This window comes from Haloplanus sp. CK5-1 (assembly GCF_037201915.1).
Classification (GTDB): Archaea; Halobacteriota; Halobacteria; order Halobacteriales; family Haloferacaceae; genus Haloplanus; species Haloplanus salilacus.
The window spans coordinates 2,955,815-2,978,686 of the sequence record NZ_CP147505.1; the positions used below are offsets into that span (position 1 = coordinate 2,955,815).

General features: G+C 66.0%; 26 protein-coding genes. 11 read left to right on the plus strand and 15 right to left on the minus strand.

Features of this window, described 5'->3' with window-relative positions:
* Nucleotides 1-36: 36 nt before the first annotated feature.
* A complete protein-coding gene (locus tag NBT81_RS15685) occupies nucleotides 37-222 on the plus strand; it encodes a hypothetical protein (protein WP_338739784.1) in 186 nt (61 codons plus the stop codon).
* Here the strand turns inward: NBT81_RS15685 and NBT81_RS15690 are convergent.
* The 7 genes from NBT81_RS15690 to NBT81_RS15720 all read right to left on the minus strand — a co-directional run bounded on the left by NBT81_RS15690 (nucleotide 219) and on the right by NBT81_RS15720 (nucleotide 5,496).
* Nucleotides 219-629, minus strand: a complete 411-nt coding sequence (locus NBT81_RS15690) for a PIN domain-containing protein (protein WP_338739786.1) — start codon at nucleotides 627-629, stop codon at nucleotides 219-221. The two genes, NBT81_RS15685 and NBT81_RS15690, sit on opposite strands and share 4 nt — an antisense overlap.
* On the minus strand, nucleotides 626-835 hold the full coding sequence (locus NBT81_RS15695) for a DUF7557 family protein (RefSeq protein WP_338739788.1): 210 nt from the start codon (nucleotides 833-835) through the stop codon (nucleotides 626-628). Before NBT81_RS15695 ends, NBT81_RS15690 begins: the two co-directional genes overlap by 4 nt.
* 41 nt (nucleotides 836-876) lie before the next feature.
* Nucleotides 877-1,458, minus strand: a complete 582-nt coding sequence (locus NBT81_RS15700; protein WP_425498688.1) for a tyrosine-type recombinase/integrase — start codon at nucleotides 1,456-1,458, stop codon at nucleotides 877-879.
* 99 nt (nucleotides 1,459-1,557) lie between these two features.
* A complete protein-coding gene (locus NBT81_RS15705; RefSeq protein ID WP_338739791.1) occupies nucleotides 1,558-1,848 on the minus strand; it encodes a hypothetical protein in 291 nt (96 codons plus the stop codon).
* Between the two features lie 1,555 nt (nucleotides 1,849-3,403).
* A complete protein-coding gene (locus NBT81_RS15710) occupies nucleotides 3,404-3,628 on the minus strand; it encodes a hypothetical protein (protein ID WP_338739792.1) in 225 nt (74 codons plus the stop codon).
* Nucleotides 3,629-3,760: 132 nt separating this feature from the next.
* Nucleotides 3,761-5,257: a sodium:solute symporter gene (locus NBT81_RS15715; RefSeq protein WP_338739793.1), complete on the minus strand. Its 1,497-nt coding sequence runs from the start codon at nucleotides 5,255-5,257 to the stop codon at nucleotides 3,761-3,763.
* Entirely contained in the window at nucleotides 5,254-5,496 is a 243-nt protein-coding gene (locus NBT81_RS15720) for a DUF3311 domain-containing protein (RefSeq protein WP_338739794.1), read from the minus strand. The genes NBT81_RS15715 and NBT81_RS15720 overlap by 4 nt, the downstream gene beginning before the upstream one ends.
* A gap of 155 nt (nucleotides 5,497-5,651) precedes the next feature.
* On the opposite strand from NBT81_RS15720, the gene NBT81_RS15725 reads away from it, so the two are divergent.
* Nucleotides 5,652-6,572 carry a DMT family transporter gene (locus NBT81_RS15725; RefSeq protein WP_338739795.1) on the plus strand — a complete coding sequence of 307 codons (921 nt, stop codon included), beginning with the start codon at nucleotides 5,652-5,654 and terminating at the stop codon, nucleotides 6,570-6,572.
* On the opposite strand, the gene NBT81_RS15730 is transcribed toward NBT81_RS15725, so the two are convergent.
* Together NBT81_RS15730 and NBT81_RS15735 are read right to left on the minus strand one after the other, a co-directional pair.
* Nucleotides 6,566-6,964 (minus strand): VOC family protein, encoded by a 399-nt coding sequence (locus NBT81_RS15730; RefSeq protein ID WP_338739796.1) that lies wholly within the window; start codon nucleotides 6,962-6,964, stop codon nucleotides 6,566-6,568. The two genes, NBT81_RS15725 and NBT81_RS15730, sit on opposite strands and share 7 nt — an antisense overlap.
* Nucleotides 6,965-7,017: 53 nt before the next feature.
* On the minus strand, nucleotides 7,018-7,506 hold the full coding sequence (locus NBT81_RS15735; RefSeq protein WP_338739797.1) for an SRPBCC family protein: 489 nt from the start codon (nucleotides 7,504-7,506) through the stop codon (nucleotides 7,018-7,020).
* A gap of 139 nt (nucleotides 7,507-7,645) precedes the next feature.
* Between NBT81_RS15735 and NBT81_RS15740 the strand changes: the two genes are divergently transcribed.
* The 7 genes from NBT81_RS15740 (at nucleotide 7,646) to NBT81_RS15770 (ending at nucleotide 15,384) form a co-directional block, all read left to right on the plus strand.
* Nucleotides 7,646-9,061: a substrate-binding domain-containing protein gene (locus NBT81_RS15740; protein ID WP_338739798.1), complete on the plus strand. Its 1,416-nt coding sequence runs from the start codon at nucleotides 7,646-7,648 to the stop codon at nucleotides 9,059-9,061.
* 32 nt (nucleotides 9,062-9,093) lie between these two features.
* Nucleotides 9,094-10,056: a sugar ABC transporter permease gene (locus NBT81_RS15745; protein ID WP_338739799.1), complete on the plus strand. Its 963-nt coding sequence runs from the start codon at nucleotides 9,094-9,096 to the stop codon at nucleotides 10,054-10,056.
* Nucleotides 10,053-10,949, plus strand: coding sequence for a carbohydrate ABC transporter permease (locus tag NBT81_RS15750; protein WP_338739801.1), 897 nt, complete (start codon nucleotides 10,053-10,055; stop codon nucleotides 10,947-10,949). Before NBT81_RS15745 ends, NBT81_RS15750 begins: the two co-directional genes overlap by 4 nt.
* Nucleotides 10,950-10,997: 48 nt before the next feature.
* Nucleotides 10,998-12,176: an ABC transporter ATP-binding protein gene (locus tag NBT81_RS15755; protein ID WP_338739802.1), complete on the plus strand. Its 1,179-nt coding sequence runs from the start codon at nucleotides 10,998-11,000 to the stop codon at nucleotides 12,174-12,176.
* A gap of 118 nt (nucleotides 12,177-12,294) precedes the next feature.
* Complete coding sequence (locus NBT81_RS15760) at nucleotides 12,295-13,272, plus strand: NADPH:quinone reductase (RefSeq protein ID WP_338739803.1); 978 nt, start codon at nucleotides 12,295-12,297, stop codon at nucleotides 13,270-13,272.
* Between the two features lie 49 nt (nucleotides 13,273-13,321).
* Nucleotides 13,322-14,359, plus strand: a complete 1,038-nt coding sequence (locus NBT81_RS15765; RefSeq protein WP_338739804.1) for a DUF1611 domain-containing protein — start codon at nucleotides 13,322-13,324, stop codon at nucleotides 14,357-14,359.
* A complete protein-coding gene (locus NBT81_RS15770) occupies nucleotides 14,356-15,384 on the plus strand; it encodes a dipeptide epimerase (RefSeq protein ID WP_338739805.1) in 1,029 nt (342 codons plus the stop codon). The genes NBT81_RS15765 and NBT81_RS15770 overlap by 4 nt, the downstream gene beginning before the upstream one ends.
* Before the next feature lie 10 nt (nucleotides 15,385-15,394).
* Here NBT81_RS15770 and NBT81_RS15775 read toward each other — a convergent pair whose 3' ends face one another.
* The 5 genes from NBT81_RS15775 to NBT81_RS15795 form a co-directional block, all read right to left on the minus strand.
* Nucleotides 15,395-16,378: an FAD:protein FMN transferase gene (locus tag NBT81_RS15775; RefSeq protein WP_338739807.1), complete on the minus strand. Its 984-nt coding sequence runs from the start codon at nucleotides 16,376-16,378 to the stop codon at nucleotides 15,395-15,397.
* Nucleotides 16,371-16,547 carry a hypothetical protein gene (locus NBT81_RS15780; RefSeq protein WP_338739809.1) on the minus strand — a complete coding sequence of 59 codons (177 nt, stop codon included), beginning with the start codon at nucleotides 16,545-16,547 and terminating at the stop codon, nucleotides 16,371-16,373. The genes NBT81_RS15775 and NBT81_RS15780 overlap by 8 nt, the downstream gene beginning before the upstream one ends.
* Before the next feature lie 24 nt (nucleotides 16,548-16,571).
* Nucleotides 16,572-18,596 carry a 4Fe-4S binding protein gene (locus NBT81_RS15785; protein ID WP_338739810.1) on the minus strand — a complete coding sequence of 675 codons (2,025 nt, stop codon included), beginning with the start codon at nucleotides 18,594-18,596 and terminating at the stop codon, nucleotides 16,572-16,574.
* 164 nt (nucleotides 18,597-18,760) lie between these two features.
* A complete protein-coding gene (locus NBT81_RS15790; RefSeq protein WP_338739811.1) occupies nucleotides 18,761-20,293 on the minus strand; it encodes a hypothetical protein in 1,533 nt (510 codons plus the stop codon).
* Entirely contained in the window at nucleotides 20,293-21,126 is an 834-nt protein-coding gene (locus tag NBT81_RS15795; protein WP_338739813.1) for a PspA/IM30 family protein, read from the minus strand. Before NBT81_RS15795 ends, NBT81_RS15790 begins: the two co-directional genes overlap by 1 nt.
* Nucleotides 21,127-21,202: 76 nt before the next feature.
* Here NBT81_RS15795 and NBT81_RS15800 point away from each other — a divergent pair, with 76 nt between their 5' ends.
* Complete coding sequence (locus NBT81_RS15800; protein ID WP_338739814.1) at nucleotides 21,203-21,793, plus strand: alpha/beta hydrolase; 591 nt, start codon at nucleotides 21,203-21,205, stop codon at nucleotides 21,791-21,793.
* 59 nt (nucleotides 21,794-21,852) lie between these two features.
* Nucleotides 21,853-22,365, plus strand: coding sequence for a hypothetical protein (locus NBT81_RS15805; RefSeq protein ID WP_338739815.1), 513 nt, complete (start codon nucleotides 21,853-21,855; stop codon nucleotides 22,363-22,365).
* A 28-nt stretch (nucleotides 22,366-22,393) separates the two neighbouring features.
* Here the strand turns inward: NBT81_RS15805 and NBT81_RS15810 are convergent, their stop codons facing one another.
* Nucleotides 22,394-22,624, minus strand: a complete 231-nt coding sequence (locus NBT81_RS15810) for a hypothetical protein (RefSeq protein WP_338739817.1) — start codon at nucleotides 22,622-22,624, stop codon at nucleotides 22,394-22,396.
* Between the last annotated feature and the right edge of the window lie 248 nt (nucleotides 22,625-22,872).

Below are 22,872 nucleotides of genomic sequence, written 5' to 3' on the forward strand. Positions count from 1 at the left end.
AGAGGCGATCGTCGTCGGATCGAAAACCGGTGTCGAGTGCTGGCGAACGGGGGATTCGTCGACGTCTACCTTCGGGACGTCGGCCTCGACGACGAGTACGAGATTACCAGTTGGGGCGAGTTGTATCTGGACGGCGATGTCGATGCAGAGTTACAGCGGCCGTTGCCGGCGGTGCGGCCGCCGGATAAGGTGCGGCCGGGTTGGTGGGCGGGGTTCGGTTAGGCTTCGGTGGGATCGTCAAGTGCCGTCACGGAGAGTATCTTCCTGAGACGGTCTGTATCGAAGTCGCCGTCGGCGACAACGAGTTCGTTGCCCGTTGAGCGGGCGGTCGCGGCGATGAGGGCATCGCGGGGACTCAGCAGGTCGCCGGCTTCTTTGAGTTCATCCTGAATCCGAGCGCCCTCGACGGCAATCCCTTCGTTTAGTTCCAGTGAGTTCACCCAATCGAACTGTGAACGCTCCCCGCGAAGATCGGTGTTGCCGGGAGTGTGAACCGCACCCATCAACACCTCGTAGATGCAGAGGGCAGACGTGAAGTACGGTGGTGTGGTTTCGTCGTCGACGTAGCGGACGACATGGTCGGTGTTGTCGAGGTAGTGGATGATGACGGAACTGTCGAGAAACGTCATCGGGTGCGGAAGCTTCCCTTCATCCGCTCACGCTCTTGGAGCGCGTTCTCTGCTTTGTCGGTGCCGTCCCACGAACCAGCCGAGGACTGCATGGTATCTTCAAGGTCGGCAAGGCGATCAAGAAGTTCGTTGAACGTCTCGTCGTCGCGCTTGATTCGGTCGAGCTTTCGTTTTGTCTCGTCCGAAACGCGGATCGAGGTTCCCATATGTATGCACTACGTATACAGGACGGGAAGGTCTTTCGCCACTACAGCCACGCGACACCGTCCCGCGCCCGCTTCTGCGCTGCCGGTGAGAACGTCCCGCGGTAGTGGTCGAGGAAGGTTTCGAGGTCATTCCAACCGCCCCAGTCACACACCAGCAACGGATCGACGTCCGCGCTTGCGAGCGCCGTCGCCCACGTCCGCCGGAGATCGTGGAACGTCAGGTACTGCCACCCGGTATCGTCATCGTCGACGCGCTCGGCCGCGTGGGTGACCCACCGCCGGAGGGTCCGCGTGCTCGTGATGTCGACGAGCGACGCGCTCGACGACTCGTCGCGGACGTCGTCGACGGTCCGGATCGTCGTCGCGAGGTCGCGTGGGACGGGCGTCTCTCGGTACTTGTCGCCCTTCCCGTGGTGAACGCGGAGCATGGTGCCCGCGTCGGTATCGACGACGTGCTCGGGAGCGACGTCGAGGACTTCGTGCGAGCGGAGCCCGCACCGCGCGCCGAGGGCGAGGGCGATGTGTTCCTGCGTCCCGTCGGTGGCGTCGAACAGGGCCGACACTTCGTCTTGACTCAGCCATACCATCATATCGTCGCGTTGCTCGTGTTCTCGGAGATTCATGGTGTCCGGGTTTGGATGATTCTCGGTCACTCATTTTGGGACAGAAGAGTGGGACGTTCCTCAGAAGGACTGCACACTAACCGTCGTGAGTCTGATTGCTCAAAATCTTCCGGGACCACGCCGATCTTCGAGTGTCCCTTGGTCTTGTTTACGCCGCCATTCTTCATCAGATAACTCCTCACTACCTGACGAGTGCTTCGACTTGTTGGGGTCTAGGAGTGCATCAACATATTGATCGGCTTCTTTTTGAGACTTCGATGCCTTTGACTCCTCCTTGGTTGCTGGAGAATCGATTGGCCCGTTCTTGACCTCTGGAGGATCGGAGGTGGTTTTAATTAGTATTCCAAGCAACACGACGGCCAGTACGAGTGCTATGTGCCACCACTCCATTTAGTTCTGTAAATGATCACTCACCAATTAAAACTAATCAGTCATAGAATATTTCATATTCTTCTCACGCAGATTTGAAGTGAGAGACACAGGACCGGTAGTAGCCGACTTTCGGTCACTTCTCGGACGACGGATATCGCTTATTCACCTCGTCTTTCCCTCTCATCGGTAACGAACGCTATAGTAGCCTTTGTAAGTCATCACACACCTGATCGCATGACTGCGTTCGATCAGGTGTGCGGACAGTTACAAACGCTACTATAGTTACTCGAAGTACCACCTTCCACGTTGGTCAAGCTTCTGCACCCTACTGTCTGGATCGTCCGCTAGCCGATGTAGAACGGTCCTGACTCTATGTTGCCACTCAGGAGAACCGGTCCCGCCACTACAAATCTGGCTACAAGATATCGAGTCATCGCACAGGGACTGTACTTTTTTGAACGGCGGGATAGACTTCGGTTGAAAGATCACGGGATCCGACTTCAATACACGCCATGTCGGTGTTCCCGAGGCGGCGTTGCAACTCTTTGAGTTTATCTGGCATGTCCGTCATGGTTGAGTGAGGTGACTCGTACCCCCGTCGAATCCGTATCACCAAACCTGTATAAGCTTTTTGCTAAAATTCCTGATTTGGGCATTTTCAGGCCTTCTAGACCCATTTTACTAGCTCAGGATCCACTGGATATGAGAATCTAGTTCCACCAAACGACTACAGATACTGCTGACCTAGTGTCTAGTTTTGAGGTACTTCTGCATCACCAAAACCTTGTGGAACTTGCCCGATCGTCATAGGATTGTGTGGAGGAACAGGACAGGTGGGTTATCAGTTTGACCAGTGTTCGGGAATTATTCCATCTCCATAGCACAATTCACAGGTATATACAATTTCGTCAATGAGTCCCCCATTTGGGCCGTACACTGGTTCGACGTATGAACCGGCACCGTTGCATTTGTTTGCGTCGCACGCAACGAACTTTTCGGAATCGCATATTGGACAAAGTTCGTCATAATATTCGTAATTAGTATTGCCGCAGTCGGGGCAAGGCATAATCGCCACTAAATGGCAAGAAAAGTTAAAACTCGTGTGAGAGATCACACATGAAAGACACCCGTGTACCTCGGTTAATTACCGACGAGACGATACGTGGTGTGTAAACTTGCTACACGCTCGAAGGTCGGTTCCCACTCCACTGATCTTCGTCCATGCGATCCGTTTCCACGAGCGAAGCAAGCCGTATCGCGGGAGAGTGAGAGCCGAGCGGATTCGGCTCGTGAGACTCCGACCCGCACACGACGGCGCGGATCCATGGCACGCAGACGAATCGGGGCGCCGTCCGGGAGTGCCCCCCATCCGTCACGATCCACCAGAAATATTGTGAATGACCATGAACTTTTAGTCCCTAGCGTACGGGATGCCGACCGGGGCCCGAAACCATCTATCCCGTCTGTCCACGGCTGGGCCCCCCCACCGGTGGAACCGCCGTTCGCGGCGGGCGCGGTGGCCGTCCCGGTCACCTCCAGTGGACGCCCTCACGGCTGTAGTCGTGGGAGGCTGTCAGTCCAGAAACGCCAGTTCCTGCTCCGGATCGGTCGGAAGCCCGGCCATAATCTCGTCGACCTCGCCGTCGTCGAGGTCCACCTCGTCTAAGCCGCCGTCGCTCCGGTGGAGCGACCAGACGAAGTTGATCATCGTCGCCTGAAAGTGCGGGCTCTCCTGATCGCCCTCTCGGATGTGTTTGATGATCTTCGCCGCGGTTTCGGTGTCGAGTATCTCGCCCATACGATACCGTCGCGGGCCCTCGGCAGGTAGGTGTTCCGGAGCGTGGGTGGTCGTGAGGCCACTCGACGAAACGGCCCCCGAAGCCGTCGGAAGCCAGTCCATCCGCCGGAATCGGGTGGCGTCGGGATGCCGTCAGTCGCTGCCGACGGCAAAGGCCGTCGCGTCCTCGCCGGCCGTCGGCGTCGAGACGAGGGAGACGCCGACGGTGAGGACGGCCCCGAAAAGCATGAAGCCGAGAGCGACGTCCCACCCACCGTAACTTCTGGCGAGGAGGGAGATGGTCGTTCCGGCCACGTCGACGGGGACGGCGGGGACGAGGACGTGGACGAGATACAGGAGTTGAGGGACGCCGACGCCGACGAGCATCCCGTCGGCGGTGGTCGCCTCCCAGTAGAGCGCGATCATCACGGGGGGTGCGAGCAGAGCGAACCCGGAGAAAGCGGTGTCACCGACCTCGATGAGCGTCCCGGGGCGGGAGAGGCTGGCGACGAAGGCGAGCGTGGCGAAGACGGCGACGCCGACGCGGGCGATCCACGCCTCGCGGCGCTCACCCGCGTCGGGGCTGACGAACGGGCGGTAGAGGTCCCGGGTGAAATAGGACGACCCCGACAGCAGCATCGAGTCCGAGGACGACATCATGGCGGCCATCGCGCCGGCGACGACGAGGGCCGCGAACCACCCCGGTGTGTACTCGGCGAGCAGGACCGACAGGACGTTCGCCCCCTCGGGTACCTCGATGGGGAGGCCGGACGCCCACGCGCCGAGCATGAACGCGGGGACGAAAAGCAGGAGGACGAGCACCGGCCAGAGCGCGAAAGAGCGTTTCAGCACCGTCGCGGAGCGGGCGACGAAGAATCGCTGGTTGATCTGTGGGAACATGGTGACGCCGAAGGCGATGGTGACCGCCGAGGAGATGATGAACTGTGGGGTGTAGAGCCCGCCGCCGAGGGCGGCGAAGTCGGGGTTGGCGTCGATCATGCCGCGGGTCGCAGCGCCGACACCGCCGACCGCACCGACGATCCACACGACCGCGACCCACAGCACCGAGAGCATGAACAGTCCCTGGAGCGTGTCGGTCCACGCGACGCCACGAAGCCCCGCGAGCATCACGTAGACGATCATGAACAGCGTGATGAGCGCGGCTCCACCCCAGTAGGGGACGGTTCCGCCGGTCAGCCCGCGGAGCGCTTCGCCGGCACCCATCTGCTGGAGCATGACGTAGGGGAACAGCCAGAGCAGGCTGACCCCCGCGACCACTCCCCGCAGCGCCGGCGAGGCGAAACGATCACCGAGCATCTCTCCCAGCGTGACGTAGTCGCGGGCGCGACCGATGAGCCACTGACGGTAGCCGATCACGTACCAGAGGATGGCGAAGAGGACACCGTCCATCACACCCATGACGAGGATCCACTCCGGGCCGGCGCTGTACGCGAGGTTTGGCCCGCCGAAGAAGGTAAACGCCGAGAGGAGAGTCGCGAAGGTCGTAAAGAGGAGAACGAGGGTGCCGAGCGTCCGGCTAGCGAGATAGAAGTCCTCGGCGTCGTCGCCACCGACGCGGTAGGCGACCAACCCGACGCCGAGCGCGAGCAGGAGGTACGCGACGACGATACCGAGCGGTTGGAGCGTCACGGCCGCTCACCCCGCCCGACCCCGACGTCGCCGTCGACACCCATCAGCCGATCCCAGCCGGTCCGTGCGAACAACGCGAAGACGACCGCCGACACCCCCATCCAGCCGACGTGCCACCAGAGCCAGACGGGGAGACCGGCGACCACCGTCGCAGTCCCCCAGAGGAACCACGGCACCGAGAACGTGACGAGGACGGCGAACACCGCTATCCAGAGCCAATCTCGTGTGAAGTGCGTCATCGGAGTCGCGTACTTTCTCCAACTACGTAAATGATGCCGAATAATTCTCCATCACAGACTTCGAAGAAATTTCTTCTTCAGAGTTGGCGTCGGATCGGTGATCGAATTTCATCCGTATCGACAGGGGTAAGCACGGCCCATCCGACCGGCGTCGTGTGTCCACGAGCGACGCCGTCGTGCCGCCGTTTCTCGCCCTCGCAGTCGCGGTGGTGGCGATCAGTACGAGCGCCATCCTCGTCCGCTGGAGCGACGCCCCGAACGTCGTCAAGGCGCTGTACCGCGTGACGTTCACCGTCGGGGTGTTGCTCCCGGTCGTCCTCCGGCGCGGGAGTCGGGCGGCGGTGGCGCGGATCGGCCGTCGGGACGGAGTGGTCGCCGTCGCCGCGGGGGCAGCACTCGCCGCACACTTCGCGGTGTGGTTCGAGAGCCTCGATCACACGACCGTCGCGGCGAGTGTCACGCTCGTCCAAGCCCAACCGGTCTTCGTCGTCGTCGGGGCGTGGCTCCTCCTCGGCGAGCGAGTCGCCCGCCGGAGCGCCGCGGGCGTGGCCGTCGCCGTCGTCGGCACGGCGACCCTGTTCTTCGGCACGTCGCTGCTCGCGGCGGTCGATCCGACGGTCGGCGACGCGGGTGTCGACGCCGGGACCGGGTACGGGAACGCGCTCGCGCTTCTCGGTGCCGTCGCCGTCGCGGCCTACTACCTCGCCGGCCGGTCGCTCCGGCGGCGGCTACCGGTGGTGCCGTACGTGACCGTCGTCTACGCCGCCTGTGCCGTCGTCCTGCTTGTGGTGGCCGTCGGCCAAGGCTACGCCCTCTTTTCGTACGCCCCCCACGAGTGGGTCCTGTTCGTCGCGATGGCGGTCGGGCCCGGCGTCCTCGGCCACACCGTCATCAACTGGGCGCTCGGCCACTTGGAGTCCCACGTCGTCAGCGTCACCCTCCTCGGCGAACCTCTGGGGAGCGCGGCGCTCGCGGCCGTCCTCCTCGCGGAGGTGCCGACGGTCGGGACGCTACTCGGCGGAGCGGTCGTCCTCGCGGGGATCTATCTCACGGCGTCGGGACGGCCCGCTCAGTGAAGTTTGAGTTCGACCCGGCGACCGTCCGGGTCGCGCACGTACGCCGCCCAGTCACGGCCGTACGCCCCGTAGCGCTCATGGGGTTCGTCGGCCTCGACCTCGACGCCGGCCTCCCGGAGGTCGGCCACGAGGGCGTCGAGTTCCGCCCGCGTGCCGGTGCCCGAGGAGCGAACGAGGAGGCAGACGTGTTCGCCCCCGACGTCGATCGGTCCGTCGGTCGGGACGAGGTGGAGGTGGCGACCGCCCGCCACGACCGCGACGTACGGGACCTCGCCCGCCTCGTAGCGGTCGCGGTCCCGGGCTTCCATCCCGAGCAGGTCCCGATAGAACGCGAGCGACCGGTCGAGGTCGGTGACCCGCAGGGCGACGTGGTCGATGTCGACGACGTCCATGCCGGCGCCTTGGGGTCGGAGGCTCAAAACCGTACGGCCGTCCCGACGACCCGTTACGACTCGCCGGCGAGCAGTTCCCGCGTCCGCCGGTGACGGAACCGAAACATCGGTTCGAAGCCGACGCGAGCGAGCGGTCCGGCGGCGTCGCCGAGGGGGCCGAGCGGCAGGTCGTAGACGACCCGGTCGTCGACGACGGTCGCGGAGCCGTCGGCGAAAAAGCGATGCGTGTGTTCCCACTGCGGGAAGAGGCCGCCCTCCATCTCGTCGCGGAAAAAGGCCGACCCGTCGTCCCGGCCACGGTCGGTGATGACGGAGGTCCAGCGCTGTCGCGGGCCGACGCCGAGTGGCCGGAGCGACGCCTCGATGCGCGACCCGGTCTCCAGTATCTCCGGGTCCGGTTCGCCGTCGGGGCCGGTGACCGACTCGACTTCGAGGTTCATCCACCCGGGTGTCAGGGCCTCCAGTCCGCTCGCACGGGAGTGGAAGTCCCAGACGGCATCGAGCGACGCGTCGACGCGCGTTCGGCGCTGGTACACAGCCATACCTCACCTACGGACGAACGGCGGATAAGCACGACGGGCGCGGCCGATCCGGACCCGCGGTCGTGTCGCGGTTCGATATGCTTGTTGCGACGAAAGAATTTATGTGTCATGTTCTAACATGGGACTGTAGTGGACTACTATGGACGAAACTAGGCGCCGATTCCTCAAGCGATCAGGCGTAGCGACGATAGCAGCAACGACACTGGCGGGTTGTTCCGGCGGTGGCGGCGGCGGCGGTGGCGGCGGCGGTGGCGGCGGCGGGACGCCAGCGGGCGAACAGCGGACGATCGAGGGCGACAAGGGCGAAGTGCACTTCCTCTCGGCCGAGAACAGTTCGGCTTTCAAGCAGTACTACCAGAAGTGGGCCGAGCGGTTCAGCGAGGAGACGGGCTACGGCGTCAGACTGGAGTTCGTCGGCGTCGGGTCGAGCCAGTCGGCTCGGATCTCCCGGCTCCTGCAGGCGGGCAACCCGCCGGAACTGACGACGACCGCCCCGGAGAAAGGGGGCGGGCTCGCGCTACAGGGCGTCCTCGCGGACCTGAGCGAGCAGGCGAACTGGATGGAGGACCTCTACGGCTACGACTTCAACGAAGACTTCCTCTTCTCGCTGCAGGGGAACCAGTACGTCGTCCCCATCTGGGTCAACATGACGATGGACTGGTACCGAGTGAGTACGTGGGACGAGGAAGCCGGGATGACGCCACGGGAACCCACGTGGGACGAGTACCTCGAAGGCGTGCAGGCGGTCGATGGGGTTGGTGAACGCAGCGGAACCACCGTTCCGGCCGGACAGACCCTGATGGCCACGGAGTACTACATCGACCACATGTTCCAGAACGGCGGGCAGATCTTCGAGCGAAACGGGGACACCGTCGAAATCGTCATGGACCAAGGTGAGAACCGCGAACGCACCCGGGAGGTCCTGGAGTACATCGACCAACTCAACGACGTCTCCGTCGACGGGTCGGGCTACGGCTACGGGCCACAGATCGAGTCGTACTGGTCCGAGCAGTCGAACACGGTGAAGTACTTCGGGGCGCGACCGCTCCAACAGGCGGTGGCGAACAACGAGGCCGTCGCCGAGGACACCGGCCTCATGCACCCGCCGTCGCAGGCGGAGCAGACCCACCAAGCCTTCTCCGAGGGGTGGGTTATGTTCGAGGCCTCCGACAACAAGGAGGGAGCCCGGAGGTTCGTCGAGTTCATGTCCCGACCCGAACCGCTGTACGAACTCCTCCACATCGCACCGCTACACAACCTGCCGCCGTTCCCGGCGGCCGTCGACGACGAGGAGTTCCTCGACAACGAGTTCATCGACACGTGGGTGCGGCCGAACGACCACATCCGCATCGAGGACGTGGTGAAGATGGTCGAGACGGCGAAGACGCTGGTCGGGGAGACCGACCCCAACAACGCGCTGGCGTCGCCCGTGTTCTCGGAGTCGACGTTCGGGAACATGCTGTTCAACTACCTCCACGGCGACATGAGCATCGACGAAGCCATCGACGAAGCGGGGTCCCGCTCGCGGGAGATCATGGCGAACTTCGAACAGTGATCCACCAGAGCGACGGCGGGAGGTGGACGTAGATGGGCGAAGCGACCCCGACGAGCGGGGTCGAAGCGTCCGTCGAGGAGCCGTCGATCCGCGACCGGATCGGTGACCTGCTGGAAAACGAGACGGTCCTCGGCTACGGGAGCCTCTCGCCGGTCATGCTCCTGTTCCTGTTCATCGCCGTCTTCCCCATCGTGTGGGCGCTCGCGGGGAGTTTCTTCGCCATCAACGCGTTCAATCCGGTGTGGGAGTGGACCGGCCTCTCGAACTACGAACACCTCTTCTTCGAGGACGGCTTCTACTGGACCGCGGTGGTCAAGTCGGTCATCTTCGGCTTCGGCTCGGTGGCCGTACAGGTCATCCTCGGCATCATCTTCGCGCTCATCCTCCAGCGGTCGTTCCGGGGGAACGCCCTCGCGAGGGCCGTCGTGTTGCTCCCCTACCTCGTCCCGGTTATCGTCGTCGGCCTCGTGTTCCAGTGGATGATGAACCCGAACTACGGCGTCATCAACCTGCTCGGAATCCGCTTCGGGATCATCAACGAGGCGATCAACTTCCTCGGCAACCAGGACATCGCGATGTACGCGCTCATCGTCGCGGCGAGTTGGAAGTGGTCCATCTTCGTCGTGATGATGTCGCTCGCGCGTCTGGAAGCGATTCCCTCGGGCTACTACGACGCCGCGCGGGTCAACGGGGCCAACGCGTGGCAGCGCTTCCGTGACATCACGCTCCCGAACCTCAAGGGCATGATCGTCCTCGTGGTGTTGCTCCGCGGGATCTGGATGTTCAACAAGTTCGACATCATCTGGATCATGACGCGAGGTGGGCCGAGTCAAGCGACGACGACGCTTCCGGTGTACGCGTACCGGGTGGCGTTCAACCAGTGGCAACTCGGGGAGTCGCTGGCCATCGCGTCGACGCTGTTCCTGACGCTCGTCGTCGGGGCAGCCATCTACTTCGGTAAGTTCAACCCCGAACAGGAGGTTCGTGTCGAATGAGCTACAGCACATCCAAATCACCGATCGAGCGCATCATCGACTACTACGTCCGGAACGTCCCCCACGCCACGCAGCGCCGACTGAGCACGTGGGTGTTCCGGTTCCTCGTCGGGGCGACGGTCATCGTCATCGGCTTCCCGACGTACGTCATGCTGAAGTCGTCGATCCAGCCCGAACTCGAACTGTTCTCGAACACGTTCCTGTTCGTGCCGCGGAACCCGACACTGGAGAACTTCGCGGGGCTGTTCACCGAGACGGCCTTTGCCCGCTTCTACCTGAACAGCATCATCGCCGCACTGGGAACGATGGTGATCAGCGTCGTCTCCGCGACGCTCGCGGGCTACTCGCTGACCCGGTTTACGTTCCCCGGCAAGAAACGCCTCGCGCAGTCGGTGCTGTTCTCCTACATGTTCCCGCCGCTCCTGCTCGCGTTGCCGATGTTCATGATCTGGCGGGATCTGAACCTACTGAACAGCTACCCCGGCATCATCCTGGCACACAGCGCCCACGCGCTTCCCTTCGACATCTGGCTGATGTGGAAGTTCTTCCAGACGGTGCCGATCAGTTACGAGGAGAGCGCGTGGATCTACGGCGCGAGTCGCCTGCGTGCGATGCGCGACGTAGCCATCCCGATGGCGCTGCCCGGCATCATCGCGGTGTCCATCTTCTCCTTTGCCATCTCGTGGAGCGACTTCACGTTCGCGAACCTCCTGCTCACACAGGAGTCGATGAAGACACTCCCCATCGGGATGCTGGGGTTCATCGAACAGCAGGCGGTCAACTGGGGGCTCATCATGAGCGCCTCGGTGATGATGGCGTTGCCCGCCTTCCTGCTGGTGTACTTCCTGCAGAGTTACCTGCTTCGCGGGTTCAGCGTGGGTGGTCTCGGATGACCGACCCACGTCGCACCGCTCGACGACCGATCCACGAGGTGAGATACCGTGTCTGAGATACGAATCGAGAACCTTCGGAAAGTCTACGACGTACCGGGCGGCGAAGAGGTCGCAGTGGAAGGGTCGACACTAACGGTGCCGGACGGTGACTTCCTGACCCTGCTCGGCCCCTCCGGGTGCGGGAAGAGCACGACGCTTCGCTGCATCGCCGGCCTCGAGAACCAGACCGACGGAGAGATCTACTACGACGAGGACGAGGTCTCCGACCGACTGGCCCAGGAGCGCGACATCAGCATGGTGTTCCAGTCGATCGCGCTCTACCCGCACATGAAGTGCATCGACAACATCGCCTATCCGCTGAAGGTGCGGGGCGTGCCCAAGGAGGAGCGCTACGAGCGCGCTCGCGAAGTGGCCGGGACGCTGGAAGTCGAAGGACTCGTCGAGAAGTACCCCGCCGAACTCTCCGGTGGCCAGCGCCAGCGGATCGCCATCGCCCGCGCCATCGTCCGGGAACCGCGCGCGTTCCTGATGGACGAGCCGATGACCGGTCTCGACGAGAAACTGAAGGTGCGGATGCGCAAGGAACTCAAGCGCGTCGTCGACGAGACAGAACAGACGGTCATCTACGTCACCCACAGCCAGGAGGAGGCGATGATGCTCTCCGACTGGATCGCGGTGATGAGCGACGGCGAGATCGAACAGTACGGCACGCCGAACGAGGTGTACCAGGAACCGAACAACCGGTTCGTCGCCTCCTTCGTCGGGATGCCCGAGATGAACATGTGGCAGGGGGAGACCGACGGCTCGACCGTCACCGTCGACCTGGGCGACCAGACGGTCGAACTCGACGTCCGCGACACCGCGGACGACGCCGAGCGCAAGGAGAAATCCAACATCGGGGAACGGAGTTCCGACGACGTCGAGATCGGGTTCCGACCCCAGGCACTCAGCGTCGTTTCCGAAGGCGAGGGTGACTTCGACGCCGAACTCGACCTCGTCGAACCGATGGGCGAACACAGCCTCTGTTATGTCGAGTCGCCCATCGGCGAGATCCGCATCGTCGAAGACTCGACCGCCGGCCTGTCCGAGGGCTCGGTCGTCGGCGTCGACCTCGACAGCCACGAAGGGTACGTCTTCGACATGGACACCGGGTCGACCATCGCGCGGACCGGGTCGACGCCGTCCGGGTCGGCCGGCGTCTCCGGACAGGCAGCGACCGACGACTGAGTCGGCCGCCGGGACGTGCCGGCCCCACCGACAGCGCTACACGGGGGGCGCGTCTCTCGGCGAACGTCACGGGACGGTCCACACGGTGGGTCGTGACCGAAGCGACGGGAACACTATCATGAAAGCAATTCGATACCACGAACACGGTGACACAGACGTACTGACGGTCGACGACGTCCCGACGCCGGAACCGGGACCGGGCGAACTCCTCGTCCGGGTCCGCGCGGCGAGCGTCAACCCGATCGACACCTACGTGCGGGACGGCGCGGTGAGCCCCGCAGACGGCCTCCCACACGTCGGGGGGTCGGATATGGCCGGCGTCGTCGAAGCCGCCGGCGACGGCGTCGACGGGATGGCGGTCGGGGACCGGGTGTTCGCCACCGGTCTCGGCCTGTTCGAGGACGGGACGTACGCCGAGTACGTCGTCGCGCCGGCCGAGTCGCTGGCACCGCTCCCGGAGTCGGTGTCGTTCGACGAGGGGGCCGCCGCCGCCATGGCCTTCGCGACGGCGTGGCGGGGCCTCGTCTACCGGGGCGACCTCTCGGTGGGCGACGCCTGCCTGGTGCAGGGTGGCCGCGGGGGCGTCGGCCACGCGGCGGTCCAGATCGCGGCCCACGCGGGGGCACGGGTGGTCGCGACGGCGAGCACCGACCACTCGTTCCTCCGGGACCTCGGTGCGGACGCGGTCGTCGACTACGCGGCCGACGACGCCGCCGACCGGGTCCGCGAGGCCGCCGGCGGGGAGGTGGATGTGGTACTCGAGACCCACGCCGCGGCCAACGTCGAGACGGACCTCGATCTCCTGGCTCGCGGCGGGAGCGTGGTCATCCTCGGCGAGGAGGAGCCGATCCGGATCGACCCCGGGGCGTCGATGACAGGCAAGATCGCCGACGCCGACCTGCGGTTCATGTCGATCATGGCCTCGCGCGACGATCAAGTGCCGATCCTCGAACGCGTCGGTCCCTTGCTGGCCGACGGCACGTTCACGGTCGAAATCGAGGCCGCGTACCCGCTGGCGGAGGCGGCCGAGGCACAGCGCCACGTGCTGTCGAGTGGCTCCCGTGGGAAGGTCGTCCTCGATATCGACGCAGAGTAGCGCCCGAAGGACCGGGGGATTCATCGTCCTGTGGCCACCTTCCGAGGGTATGACGACGACGCTCGACCCCGACGACACGGTCGCCGTCCTCGCCCACGACCGATTCCCCGATCGCGCGAAGACTGCGGTCGGCGTCATCCGGTACGCCGACTACGACGTGACTGCGGTGATCGACCGTGCCCACGCCGGCGAGTCGGTCGCCGACCACCTCCCGGACGCCCCGGACGCCCCGATCGTCGGGAGCATGGCCGACGCCCCGGACGTGGACGCCCTACTGATCGGTATCGCACCCATCGGCGGCGGTTTCGACGACTCCTGGCGACCCGACGTGCGGGCCGCCATCGAGGCAGGGTGTGACGTGGTCGGCGGTCTGCACTACTTCCTCGCCGACGACGACGAGTTCGCGGCGCTCGCGGCCGACCACGGCGTCGACCTGGTCGACGTACGACGCCCGCCCGAGGACCTCACGGTGAGCGAGGGGCGGGCGGGTGACGTGGACAGCGAGGTGATACTGACCGTCGGCACCGACTGCTCGACGGGCAAGATGACGACGACGCTCGAACTCGTCGCCGCGGCCCGCGAGCGAGGGATCGACGCCGGGTTCGTCCCCACCGGGCAGACGGGGATCATGATCGCCGGGTGGGGGATCCCCGTCGATCGGGTGATCTCCGACTTCGCGGCGGGGGCCGTCGAGCGGATGATCCTTAACGCCGCCCCCGACCACGACGTCCTCTTCGTCGAGGGACAGGGGACGATAGTCCACCCAGCCTACTCCGGGGTCACCTGTAGCCTGCTCCACGGCGCGATACCCGACTCGCTGGTGTTGACCCACAGCGCCGGACGGGAGACGATCCACGGCTACGAGGAGTTCGCAATCCAGCCGATCGGAACCTACGTCGATCTCTACGAGGACCTCGCAGCGCCGGTCGCCTCCGCGGAGGTGGCCGCCGGTGCTCTCGACACACGGTCGGTCGACGGCGACGACGCGGCGCGGGATGCGGTCGAGTCGTACGCCGACGCCGTCGGCGCACCGGCGACCGACCCGATCCGATTCGACGCCGACGAGATCTTGGACGGCCTGCTATGAAGGCCGAATTCGAGCGTCTGACCCTCCCCATCGACGGCGCGTTCACCATCTCGCGCGGGTCGATGACGGAGGTGGAGACGGTGGTCGTCCGCGTCAGCGACGAGGCGGGACGAACGGGTGTGGGTGCCGCCGCGCCCGACACACACTACGGCGAGACGGCCGACACCGTGTGTGCGGTGCTTCCCGACCTCCTCGACGCGGTCGAGGCGGTGGACGACCCCCTCGCACTCGGCGAGGTCGAGCGCCGACTCCGCGCCGTCGTCCGTGAGAACCCGGCCGCCCGTGCCGCCGTAAGCGTCGCGGTCCACGACCTGGCGACCCGTCGTCTCGGCGTCCCACTCTACCGTCACTTCGGCCTCGACCCCGACCGCGCGCCACCCACCTCCTACACGGTCGCCATCGACGACCCCGAGACGATGGCGGACCACGCCGCGGACGCCGTCGACGCGGGCTACTCGATCCTGAAGGTGAAACTCGGCACCGACCGCGACCGGGAACTGGTCGAGGCGATCCGGGGGGCCGCCCCCGACGCGACGATTCGCGTCGACGCCAACGAGGCGTGGACGCCCCACGAGGCCGTCGAGAAGAGCGAGTGGCTGGCCGACCTCGGCGTCGAGTTCGTCGAGCAACCCGTCCCGGCGGAGCATCCCGCAGGGTTGAAGCGGGTCCACGAACGCAGCGCCCTCCCGGTCGCCGCCGACGAATCCTGCCGCGTCCTCGCGGACGTCCCCGCGGTGGCCGACCGGGTCGACATCGCGAACCTGAAACTGATGAAGTGTGGCGGCGTCCGCGAGGCGATCCGGATGGTCCACGCCGCCCGCGCACACGGGCTGGAGGTGATGCTCGGCTGTATGGTCGAGTCGACCGCCTCCATCGCGGCGTCGATCCACCTCGCGCCGCTGGTCGACTACGTCGACCTCGACGGCGCACTGCTCCTCGCCGAGGACGCCTACGAGGGGCCGACCTACGACGGCGGGCGCGCGACGATTCCGGATCGTCCGGGGACGGGCGTCCGGTCGCGCTGACCGGCACCGCTCAGTCCGTCGCCCGGAGGTCGACCCAGCCGTCCGTGGCGCGTCGGCCACCGTCGCGCGTCAGGAACAGCGCCGAGAGTCCGTCGCGGGCGGCGACGAACGACGACGCTCGGTCGTCGTCCATCACGAACGCGGCCGTGGAGTAGGCGTCGGCCGTCTCCGCGTCCGGCGCGACGACCGTGACGCTCGCGTCCTCGGTGGGCGACCGCCCGGTCCCGGGCGTGAGGATGTGGTGGTGGGTGCGGTCCTCGTCGTAGTAGATCCGGTAGCTGCCGGAGGTGGCGACGCCGCCGCCGTCGAGACGGAGGGTCGCGGCGAGACCGTCGCCGTGGGGGTCCTCGACGCCGACGCGCCAGCGCGACGCCGAGTCGGACCCGCCGAAGGCCCGAACGTCGCCGCCGGCCTCGACGAGGCCGGCGTCGACCCAATCACGGAGGACGGCGACGCCGGCGTCGACCACGGCACCCTTCGCGACACCGTCGAGGGTGACGGGCGTCGGTGCCCGGAGCGTCGATTCGGATATGTCGATCACGTCGAAGGACGCGTCCTCGACGCGCCGACGGGCGTCCCGTGGGGTATCGTCTCCGGATTCGTAGGCCGACAGTACGGGGAGGACCGTCGGGTCGAACGCGCCGTCGGTACGGTCGTAGATCCGCCGACACCGACGGAGGAGCGCGACCAGTTCGGGCGACGGGTCGGCGAGAACGCCAGCCTCGTTCAGGCGCGCCACCTCCCCGTCGGCGTCGTGGCGCGTGAACACCGACTCCAGACGGGACATCTCCGCGAACGCGCGTTCGACGCCGAGTTCGGCTCGATCGGGGTCCCGCGTCACCGCAGTGACGGTCACGAGCGACCCCATCATGAGGCGAGTGCTTCGGACCTCGGTGACCTCCCCACGGACGAGCAGCGTCCGCCCGAGAACCCCGGCACCGGCGGCTCCCCCGACGGCCGTCGACAGGAACGACCGGCGGTCGAGTTCACGCATCGTCCTCACCACCCGTGGTGTCGGGCCGACCGGCGGCGTCCGATCCCGGCGACTCCTCGGGCGACGCGTCGTCCCCGGCCGTCGATCGGCGGACCATGCTGACGACGGTCCCCTCGGGAACCAGTTCCTCGCTCCCCGGATACAGGTCGGTCTCACCGCTGTCGGTCATGGCACGGTTCGCGAGAATTCGCTGTTAGTCCGTCGTCCGGTCCTCGGGGCGGATGCGCTCGATGAGCGCGGGGTCCCGCCAGGCATCGACCGTGAAGCCGTGTTCGTTGTCGTACTGGAGGACCACCGGACACCCCTCGGGATCGTGGTAGTTGTCGACACAGACCGAACACTGGAAACACTGGAACTGGTCGATTGAGCCGTCGTCCTCGATGGCCTGGAAGTCACAGTCGGTCTGGCACTTCACGCAGTCGCCACAGAGGTCGTACCGCTGGATCGGCTCCCGCTGGAGGATGTTGCCGAGGGCCAAGCCAGCCCCGAGGGGACAGACGTACCGGCAGTAGGGCCGGAACATGAACGCGCCCGAGACGACGAGCAGCGCCGACCACGCGATGTAGACCGGGTCGGTTACGAGCGAACTGTAGAAGGCCGCTTTGAACGGTTCGACCTTCGCCAGCGTCGCCCCGAAGTCCGTCGAGACGACGAAGCCAACCACGATGGCGACGAAGAGCGGATATCGGATCTTCTCCAGTTTGACGTGGTACTCACGGGGGAGTTCGTACTCCCACGGCGTCGCCTTGTAGAGCAGTTCTGAGAGCGCACCGAACGGACAGATCCACCCGCAGAAGACCCCTCGACCCCACTTCGGGATGACGAGGGCGACGTAGATGAACGTGATCGCGACCAGCGGTGCGGAGAAAAACAGCGCCCACCGGAAGCCGCCGGTCGTGGCCCACGAGATGAGCTCTCGGACCAAGATGGCGATTTGCTGGGTGGTCGGCTGGGTCGGGTGGTACCAGCCGAGGAAGACGAGCGTCGCCCCGAGCGTCCCGATCCGCAGGCGGTTGACCGTCACGCCCGCACGCCGACAGAGGCGCGAGCGGAAGGTGAACACGCCGAGGATCCCACCGAGGAAGAGAACGAGCGCCAGGGCGGTACTCCAGTTGTCCTCCCACGCCGACTCGACGGTGCCGACCCACGCCGGTAGCACCTGCGCGGCGGCGGCGTCGACGGGACGCCGGACCGCGAGACCGCCCGGCCCGTAGGTCCGCCGAATCCGCTCCCCGTCGACCGTCAGGTCGAGGACGAACGGTCGGGTCGTGTCGAGCGTCGGAACCACGAGCGCCGCGCTCCAGTCGACGCCCTCGACCTGCGTCTCCCGAACCGGCGGCGCGGACGAGCGGGTCCACTGGTGGAGGCGAAGGCGCTCCGGATCCGGGGAGCCGGGAGCGGCGAGACCGACCCAGAGGACCGTCGCGTTGGCGTCGGTGGCGTTGGCGTCACCGAGGAGGCTCTCTCTGACGGGGGCCGCTTCGATGGGGGCCGCGTAGAGCTGGATCGGCGCGGAGGCGTTGGGTCCGGCGGGCGTCCCAGCGTCCCAGCGAGCCAGTTCGGTTCCCCGACCCAGGTCGCCGAGCGTCATCCGTCGCTCCGCGGACGACCGGTTCGACACGGCCGTTTCGTTCGCGGCCCCGTCGACGTCCGATTCCGAGATGATGCCCTTCTCCCGGGCCACGATGCGGGCGGAGCGTGTCACCGTCTCGATGGACGCCCGCGTGGTCACGGACGCGCCGGTGAGCGCGTCGACGTGATACTCGTCCGATCCGGCTTCGCGGAGCGTAACCTCCTCGGTGACGGACATTCCGACCATCTGGTGGCCGAACTGGCGCAAGCGCTGGATGGCGGAGACGCGGTCAAAGAAGGGTTCGTGCTGTTCGACGAGTTCGACCCCGCGGATGGTGCCGTCGGTGTCCATGGCCACGAGGAATTCGATCGGTTCCTTGCCGTAGCCCTCGACGTCGACGACGTTGCTCGTGAGGAAGACGTAGCCGGCGAGTTGGCGCTCGCCGTCGACCTGGCGGTAGGCTTCGACCGTTCGGTACTCCCCCGACGGCTCCGAGAAGGAGTCGGCACCCGGATAGACCTTCGAGAGGCTTCGCTCCGAGAACGGGTCGTCGATACTCGTTCGGTCGACGGCCGCGACCGTCGCAGGCAGCGAGGCCAAAAGGAGTATCGCGAAGACGATCGCGATCCAGCGAGAGTGGTTCACGCTCGACGGCACGCTCCCGAGTCGGTGCGAGCGTTCGTCGGCAATGCGGCGTCGAGAAGGGGACAGACGACGAGTGGGACCGTGATCTGTGACACGATATCACTCTACGTTCACTATTTTTTAATACTATCGTCACACGGCCGACACCAATCGCCGGAGGGGATTTACCAGTCGACGAACGGCGTCTGGCCGCCCGCACGATCGAGGTAGGTGCGTTGCATCACCTCGATCGCCTCGGGGAGGGTCGCGCCGTCGTCGGCCGCCTCCCTGACCCGATCCTTCTTCCACGCGCTCGGGACGGTCCCGTCGCGTCGGCGCTCGACGGGTGCGAGATAGTCGTCGATCGCGTCGACGCCGAGGCCGGCCTCCCGGAGGCCGCGACGGGCGTGTGCGAACAGGTCGTCGTAGACGGCGTCGGGGTCGGTCGTCCGGTCGCCGTCGGCGGTGATCCACGCCAACTCGGCGTCCGGCCCGTGGGCGACGGCGTCGTAGAAACAGTCCCGGGCGGCCGTCCACGGCAGGTCGAGGACCGGGTGGTCGGCAGCGACGAGTCCCCGGAGCAGCCCGACGACGAGCGCCTGGATGGAGACGGTGTCCCGGACGGTCGGCTGGGTCGGGAGCGGGCGGTACTCGATGCGCAGGGAGGCCCCCTCCCGTTCGGTGCCGACCGGTTGGCCGCCGACGACGCCACGGACCCACCGCCAGTGGACACCACGCTTGTGGTCGTACTCGCGGATCGTCGACCGGTACGGACTGGCGTCCGGGGCGTCCCCGTCGGCGAGGACGGGCGCGTACGTCTCGTCCGCGACGACCCGATCCACCACGTCGGTCGCCGCCGCGAGGTCCCGCGGGAACCGGACCTTCCCCTCGCCGCGGGGTGCGCCGGCGTTGATGCTTTCCTCGAACACCCGGATCCGGTGTTCGTGGAGGGTTGCCTCGATCACGTCGGGATCGGCGGCCGCGTCGTAACAGTCCGCGGGGAGAAACGGGGAGTTACTCGACAGCGAGAGGACCGGACCGGTCGTCCGCAGCGCGGCGTTGAAGTAGTCGGGGAAGTCGTCGACCTCGGGGATCTGGAGGTGTGGCTGGATCGAGGTGGCGAGCGACTCGGCGAGGATCGTCGGATAGGAGAGGCGAGCACCGGGCGCGTCGACGGTGATCGTCCCTCCACTCCGGTCGAGGATCTCGTTGTCTAGTGCGACGTAGCGGGGGTGCTGGCGCATGTTCCGCGCGACGACGACCCCCGACCGCTCCTCGACGGCGCCGAGGTAGGTGTCGGTCCCACCGGCTGGGGGGATGGTCCACATGGCGTCGAGGACCGGGACGAGACCCTCGTCGCCGAGGACCGTCCGCGCATCCGCCACGTTCTCGGCGATGCGGTCGGCCTGTTTCGCGAGGCCGTCGGCGTCGAAGGGTGTCGCCTCGGAGTTGACCTCGAGGTTGTGGACGCCGAGTTCCTTCGCGAACCCGCCGCGGTCGAAGGCCGCCTCCGGGATGGACGCGAGGCGACCGTCGTCGTCGACGGCGTAGGCCTCCAGTTCCATTCCGACGGCAAAGTCGTCGGTGTCGAGACGGCCACTGACGATGTCGTCGCGGATCCGGACGGCCTGGTCGCGGGCCCGACGGTCGAACTCCTCGCGGATCTCGGGGTCGGTCGATCGCTCGACTGCGGCGACGAGGTCCGGTTCGTCGCCCATCAAGCCGACTCCTCGCGGTCGTTGTCGGTCTCGCCCTCACTCTCGCGTTCGCTCTCCCGCAGTTCGTCGAGTTCCGCCTCGACGTCGTCGTCGACGGGAGCCGTCGATTCGTCGGCGTCGGCCTCGGAACCACCCGACTCCCCCAACTCCGCCTTGAGCGTCTCCAGTTCGGCGTCCACCTCGGTCGACGTCCGCCCGGACTCCAGCTGGCGGTCGATCTCGTCTTTGTCCGAGAGGGCGTCCTCGAAGGCACCCGACTCCTGGAGTTCGTCCATCGCGGCCGACCGAGCCTCCATCTCGTCGGTCCGCTCCTCGGCGCGTTCGAGCGCCCGACCCACGTCGCCCATCTCGTCGCCGACGCCGCTGATCGCCTCCGAGACGCGGTTCGACGCCTCCGCGGCCTCGTAGCGCGCCTTCATCGTCTCCTTTTTCGTGCGGAACTCCTCGATCCGGCTCTGGAGGGTGTTCTTCTTCTCGACGAGGTCGTCCTGTGTCGACTGGAGGTCGGCGATCTGACCCTCCAACTCCTCGATCTGGGTCATCTTCTCCTTCTTTTTCTCCAGTGCCCGCCGCGCGAGGTCCTCACGGTCCTGGCGTACGGCTTCGCGGGCCTGTTCGTTGTGTTTCTCGACGTTGTCCTCGAGGCGACGCTTCTGGATCTCGAGGCGCTTCTTCTGTGTCGTCAGATCGGCGATACCCTGTTTGACCTGCTGGAGTTCGTCGCGCATCCGCTCGTAGGAGTAGTCGAGCGTCTCGGTTGGGTCCTCCGCCCGGTTCAGGAGGGCGTTGAGCTTCGACCGAACGACGTAGGAGGCCCGCGAGAGTATTCCCATACCCCTCCTTGGGGACGCGGGCCTTAAAATCTCACCCGGCGACAGGATCGTAAGGGAGGGAATCGTAGCCAACGGTGTGACGACCGAACGCGTCCGGATTCCGGGGACACGTCCAGTTCGGGGGAGTCTCGACAGCGACGACGGCGACGCCCGGGCCGTCGTCGTCGCGGCCCCCCCACACCCCCAGTGTGGCGGCGACCGACACGACGGCCGCCTGCGTGCGGTGAGCGCGGCCCTCCCCGAGGGGATCGACTGTCTGCGTTTCGATTACGGTCCCTGGGACGAGGGGCGGGGCGAACGCGCCGACGCCCGCGCCGCCCGGGAGTGGGCGGCCGACCGCTACGACCGCGTGGCCCTCTTCGGCTACAGTTTCGGCGGTGGCGTCGCGCTCCTGACAGCCGCCGCCGTGAGCGGCCCAGTCGCCGCGCTCTCGCCCGTCGCCCGCCTCGACGACGGGAGCGACGTGGTCGCCGCCGTCGACCGGGTCGACGACCCGCTGTGGGTCGGCTACGGGATCCGCGACGACACCGTCGACGCCGAACGGGTCGGCGAGGCGGTCGGCGGCCGGGGTGGGACGGTCGAGACGTTCCCGGCCGACCACGTCTTCGTCGGCCGGGAGGCGCGGGTGGGGAGCGCGGTGGCGGCCTTCTTCGAGGACGTGCTGTGATCCGGAGGGCAGCCACCGCACGCGAGCGATTTTTGCTACTCGCCGCCGTACGGGACGGCGTGTCATCGACCAGCTACACCCGACGCGGGGTGGTCGGCCTCGGGGCCGCGATCGCGACGAGTCTCACCGGGTGCGCGGGTGGCGATGGGGGATCGGGGACCGATCCGGCCACCGATACCGACGACGCGCGATCCAACGACCTCGACCGCCGCGAGGCGAACGTCGTCGGCGTGACCGTCGAGAGTGAGGGCGGTGGCGACTACCGGTTCGACGTGACGCTCCTGCACGACGACGACGGCGAGGACGGCTACGCCGACTGGTGGCAGGTCGAGACGCTCGCGGGGGAACGACTGGGTCGACGTGACCTGGCCCACCCCCACGGAACCCGCGAGTTCACGCGGTCGAGGACGGTTTCGGTGCCGGTCGGGACGACCTGCGTCGTCGTTCGTGGGCACGATCGGACCCACGGCTGCGGTGGACGGGCGATGCTCGTGAACGTCGAAACCGGCGACGGTACCGCCGTCTACCAAGGGTCGGAGCGGGAGTCGGTCGCCGACCGCGAGTGTCGATAGCCGTGGTCCCAACGAACGCGTGCTCCCGCTACTCGTCTCGCTGTGCCCGCCGAGAGAGCTTGAGATACGTGGCGAGGCCGAGGATGGTCGCCGGCCAGAGACCGACGAACTGCCCTTTCTGCTTGTCGCCGCGCACGTAGTAGTAGTACAGCGCCAGCGCGACGGAGCCGACGGCGGCCAGTCCCGCCGGGCCGAGGCCGGTCGATTCGAGGTCGTCTGCCAGTTCGTCCGTCGGTTCGTCGTTTGTTGTGTCGCTCACCTCTATCGGTTGGTCCCCAGACGGGTATCTCTTTCGTCCGTGTGACAGGAAAAGCCGTTCGTCGACGGGTCAGTTGTACTCCCGCCAGCGGTAGCCACACTCCTTGCATTTGATGCGTGGTAACAGCGTATACAAAAATCAAATTTATAGCCCATATGTACTCAAACTAACAAGAAAATCCTCAAACTCAGGTCTTTTATCTCGTTAGCGTAAGCAAATCGTAGCATTTATTATTGTATAGTTATACG

Excerpts from the sequence above, each read along its gene's own strand:
- NBT81_RS15690 (WP_338739786.1), bottom strand. The coding sequence starts at position 629 with ATGACGTTTCTCGACAGTTCCGTCATCATCCACTACCTCGACAACACC.
- NBT81_RS15695 (WP_338739788.1), bottom strand. The coding sequence starts at position 835 with ATGGGAACCTCGATCCGCGTTTCGGACGAGACAAAACGAAAGCTCGAC.
- NBT81_RS15700 (WP_425498688.1), bottom strand. The coding sequence starts at position 1,458 with ATGAATCTCCGAGAACACGAGCAACGCGACGATATGATGGTATGGCTG.
- NBT81_RS15705 (WP_338739791.1), bottom strand. The coding sequence starts at position 1,848 with ATGGAGTGGTGGCACATAGCACTCGTACTGGCCGTCGTGTTGCTTGGA.
- NBT81_RS15710 (WP_338739792.1), bottom strand. The coding sequence starts at position 3,628 with ATGGGCGAGATACTCGACACCGAAACCGCGGCGAAGATCATCAAACAC.
- NBT81_RS15720 (WP_338739794.1), bottom strand. The coding sequence starts at position 5,496 with ATGACGCACTTCACACGAGATTGGCTCTGGATAGCGGTGTTCGCCGTC.
- NBT81_RS15730 (WP_338739796.1), bottom strand. The coding sequence starts at position 6,964 with ATGGACGTCGTCGACATCGACCACGTCGCCCTGCGGGTCACCGACCTC.
- NBT81_RS15735 (WP_338739797.1), bottom strand. The coding sequence starts at position 7,506 with ATGGCTGTGTACCAGCGCCGAACGCGCGTCGACGCGTCGCTCGATGCC.
- NBT81_RS15740 (WP_338739798.1), top strand. The coding sequence starts at position 7,646 with ATGGACGAAACTAGGCGCCGATTCCTCAAGCGATCAGGCGTAGCGACG.
- NBT81_RS15745 (WP_338739799.1), top strand. The coding sequence starts at position 9,094 with ATGGGCGAAGCGACCCCGACGAGCGGGGTCGAAGCGTCCGTCGAGGAG.
- NBT81_RS15750 (WP_338739801.1), top strand. The coding sequence starts at position 10,053 with ATGAGCTACAGCACATCCAAATCACCGATCGAGCGCATCATCGACTAC.
- NBT81_RS15760 (WP_338739803.1), top strand. The coding sequence starts at position 12,295 with ATGAAAGCAATTCGATACCACGAACACGGTGACACAGACGTACTGACG.
- NBT81_RS15765 (WP_338739804.1), top strand. The coding sequence starts at position 13,322 with ATGACGACGACGCTCGACCCCGACGACACGGTCGCCGTCCTCGCCCAC.
- NBT81_RS15770 (WP_338739805.1), top strand. The coding sequence starts at position 14,356 with ATGAAGGCCGAATTCGAGCGTCTGACCCTCCCCATCGACGGCGCGTTC.
- NBT81_RS15775 (WP_338739807.1), bottom strand. The coding sequence starts at position 16,378 with ATGCGTGAACTCGACCGCCGGTCGTTCCTGTCGACGGCCGTCGGGGGA.
- NBT81_RS15780 (WP_338739809.1), bottom strand. The coding sequence starts at position 16,547 with ATGACCGACAGCGGTGAGACCGACCTGTATCCGGGGAGCGAGGAACTG.
- NBT81_RS15790 (WP_338739811.1), bottom strand. The coding sequence starts at position 20,293 with ATGGGCGACGAACCGGACCTCGTCGCCGCAGTCGAGCGATCGACCGAC.
- NBT81_RS15795 (WP_338739813.1), bottom strand. The coding sequence starts at position 21,126 with ATGGGAATACTCTCGCGGGCCTCCTACGTCGTTCGGTCGAAGCTCAAC.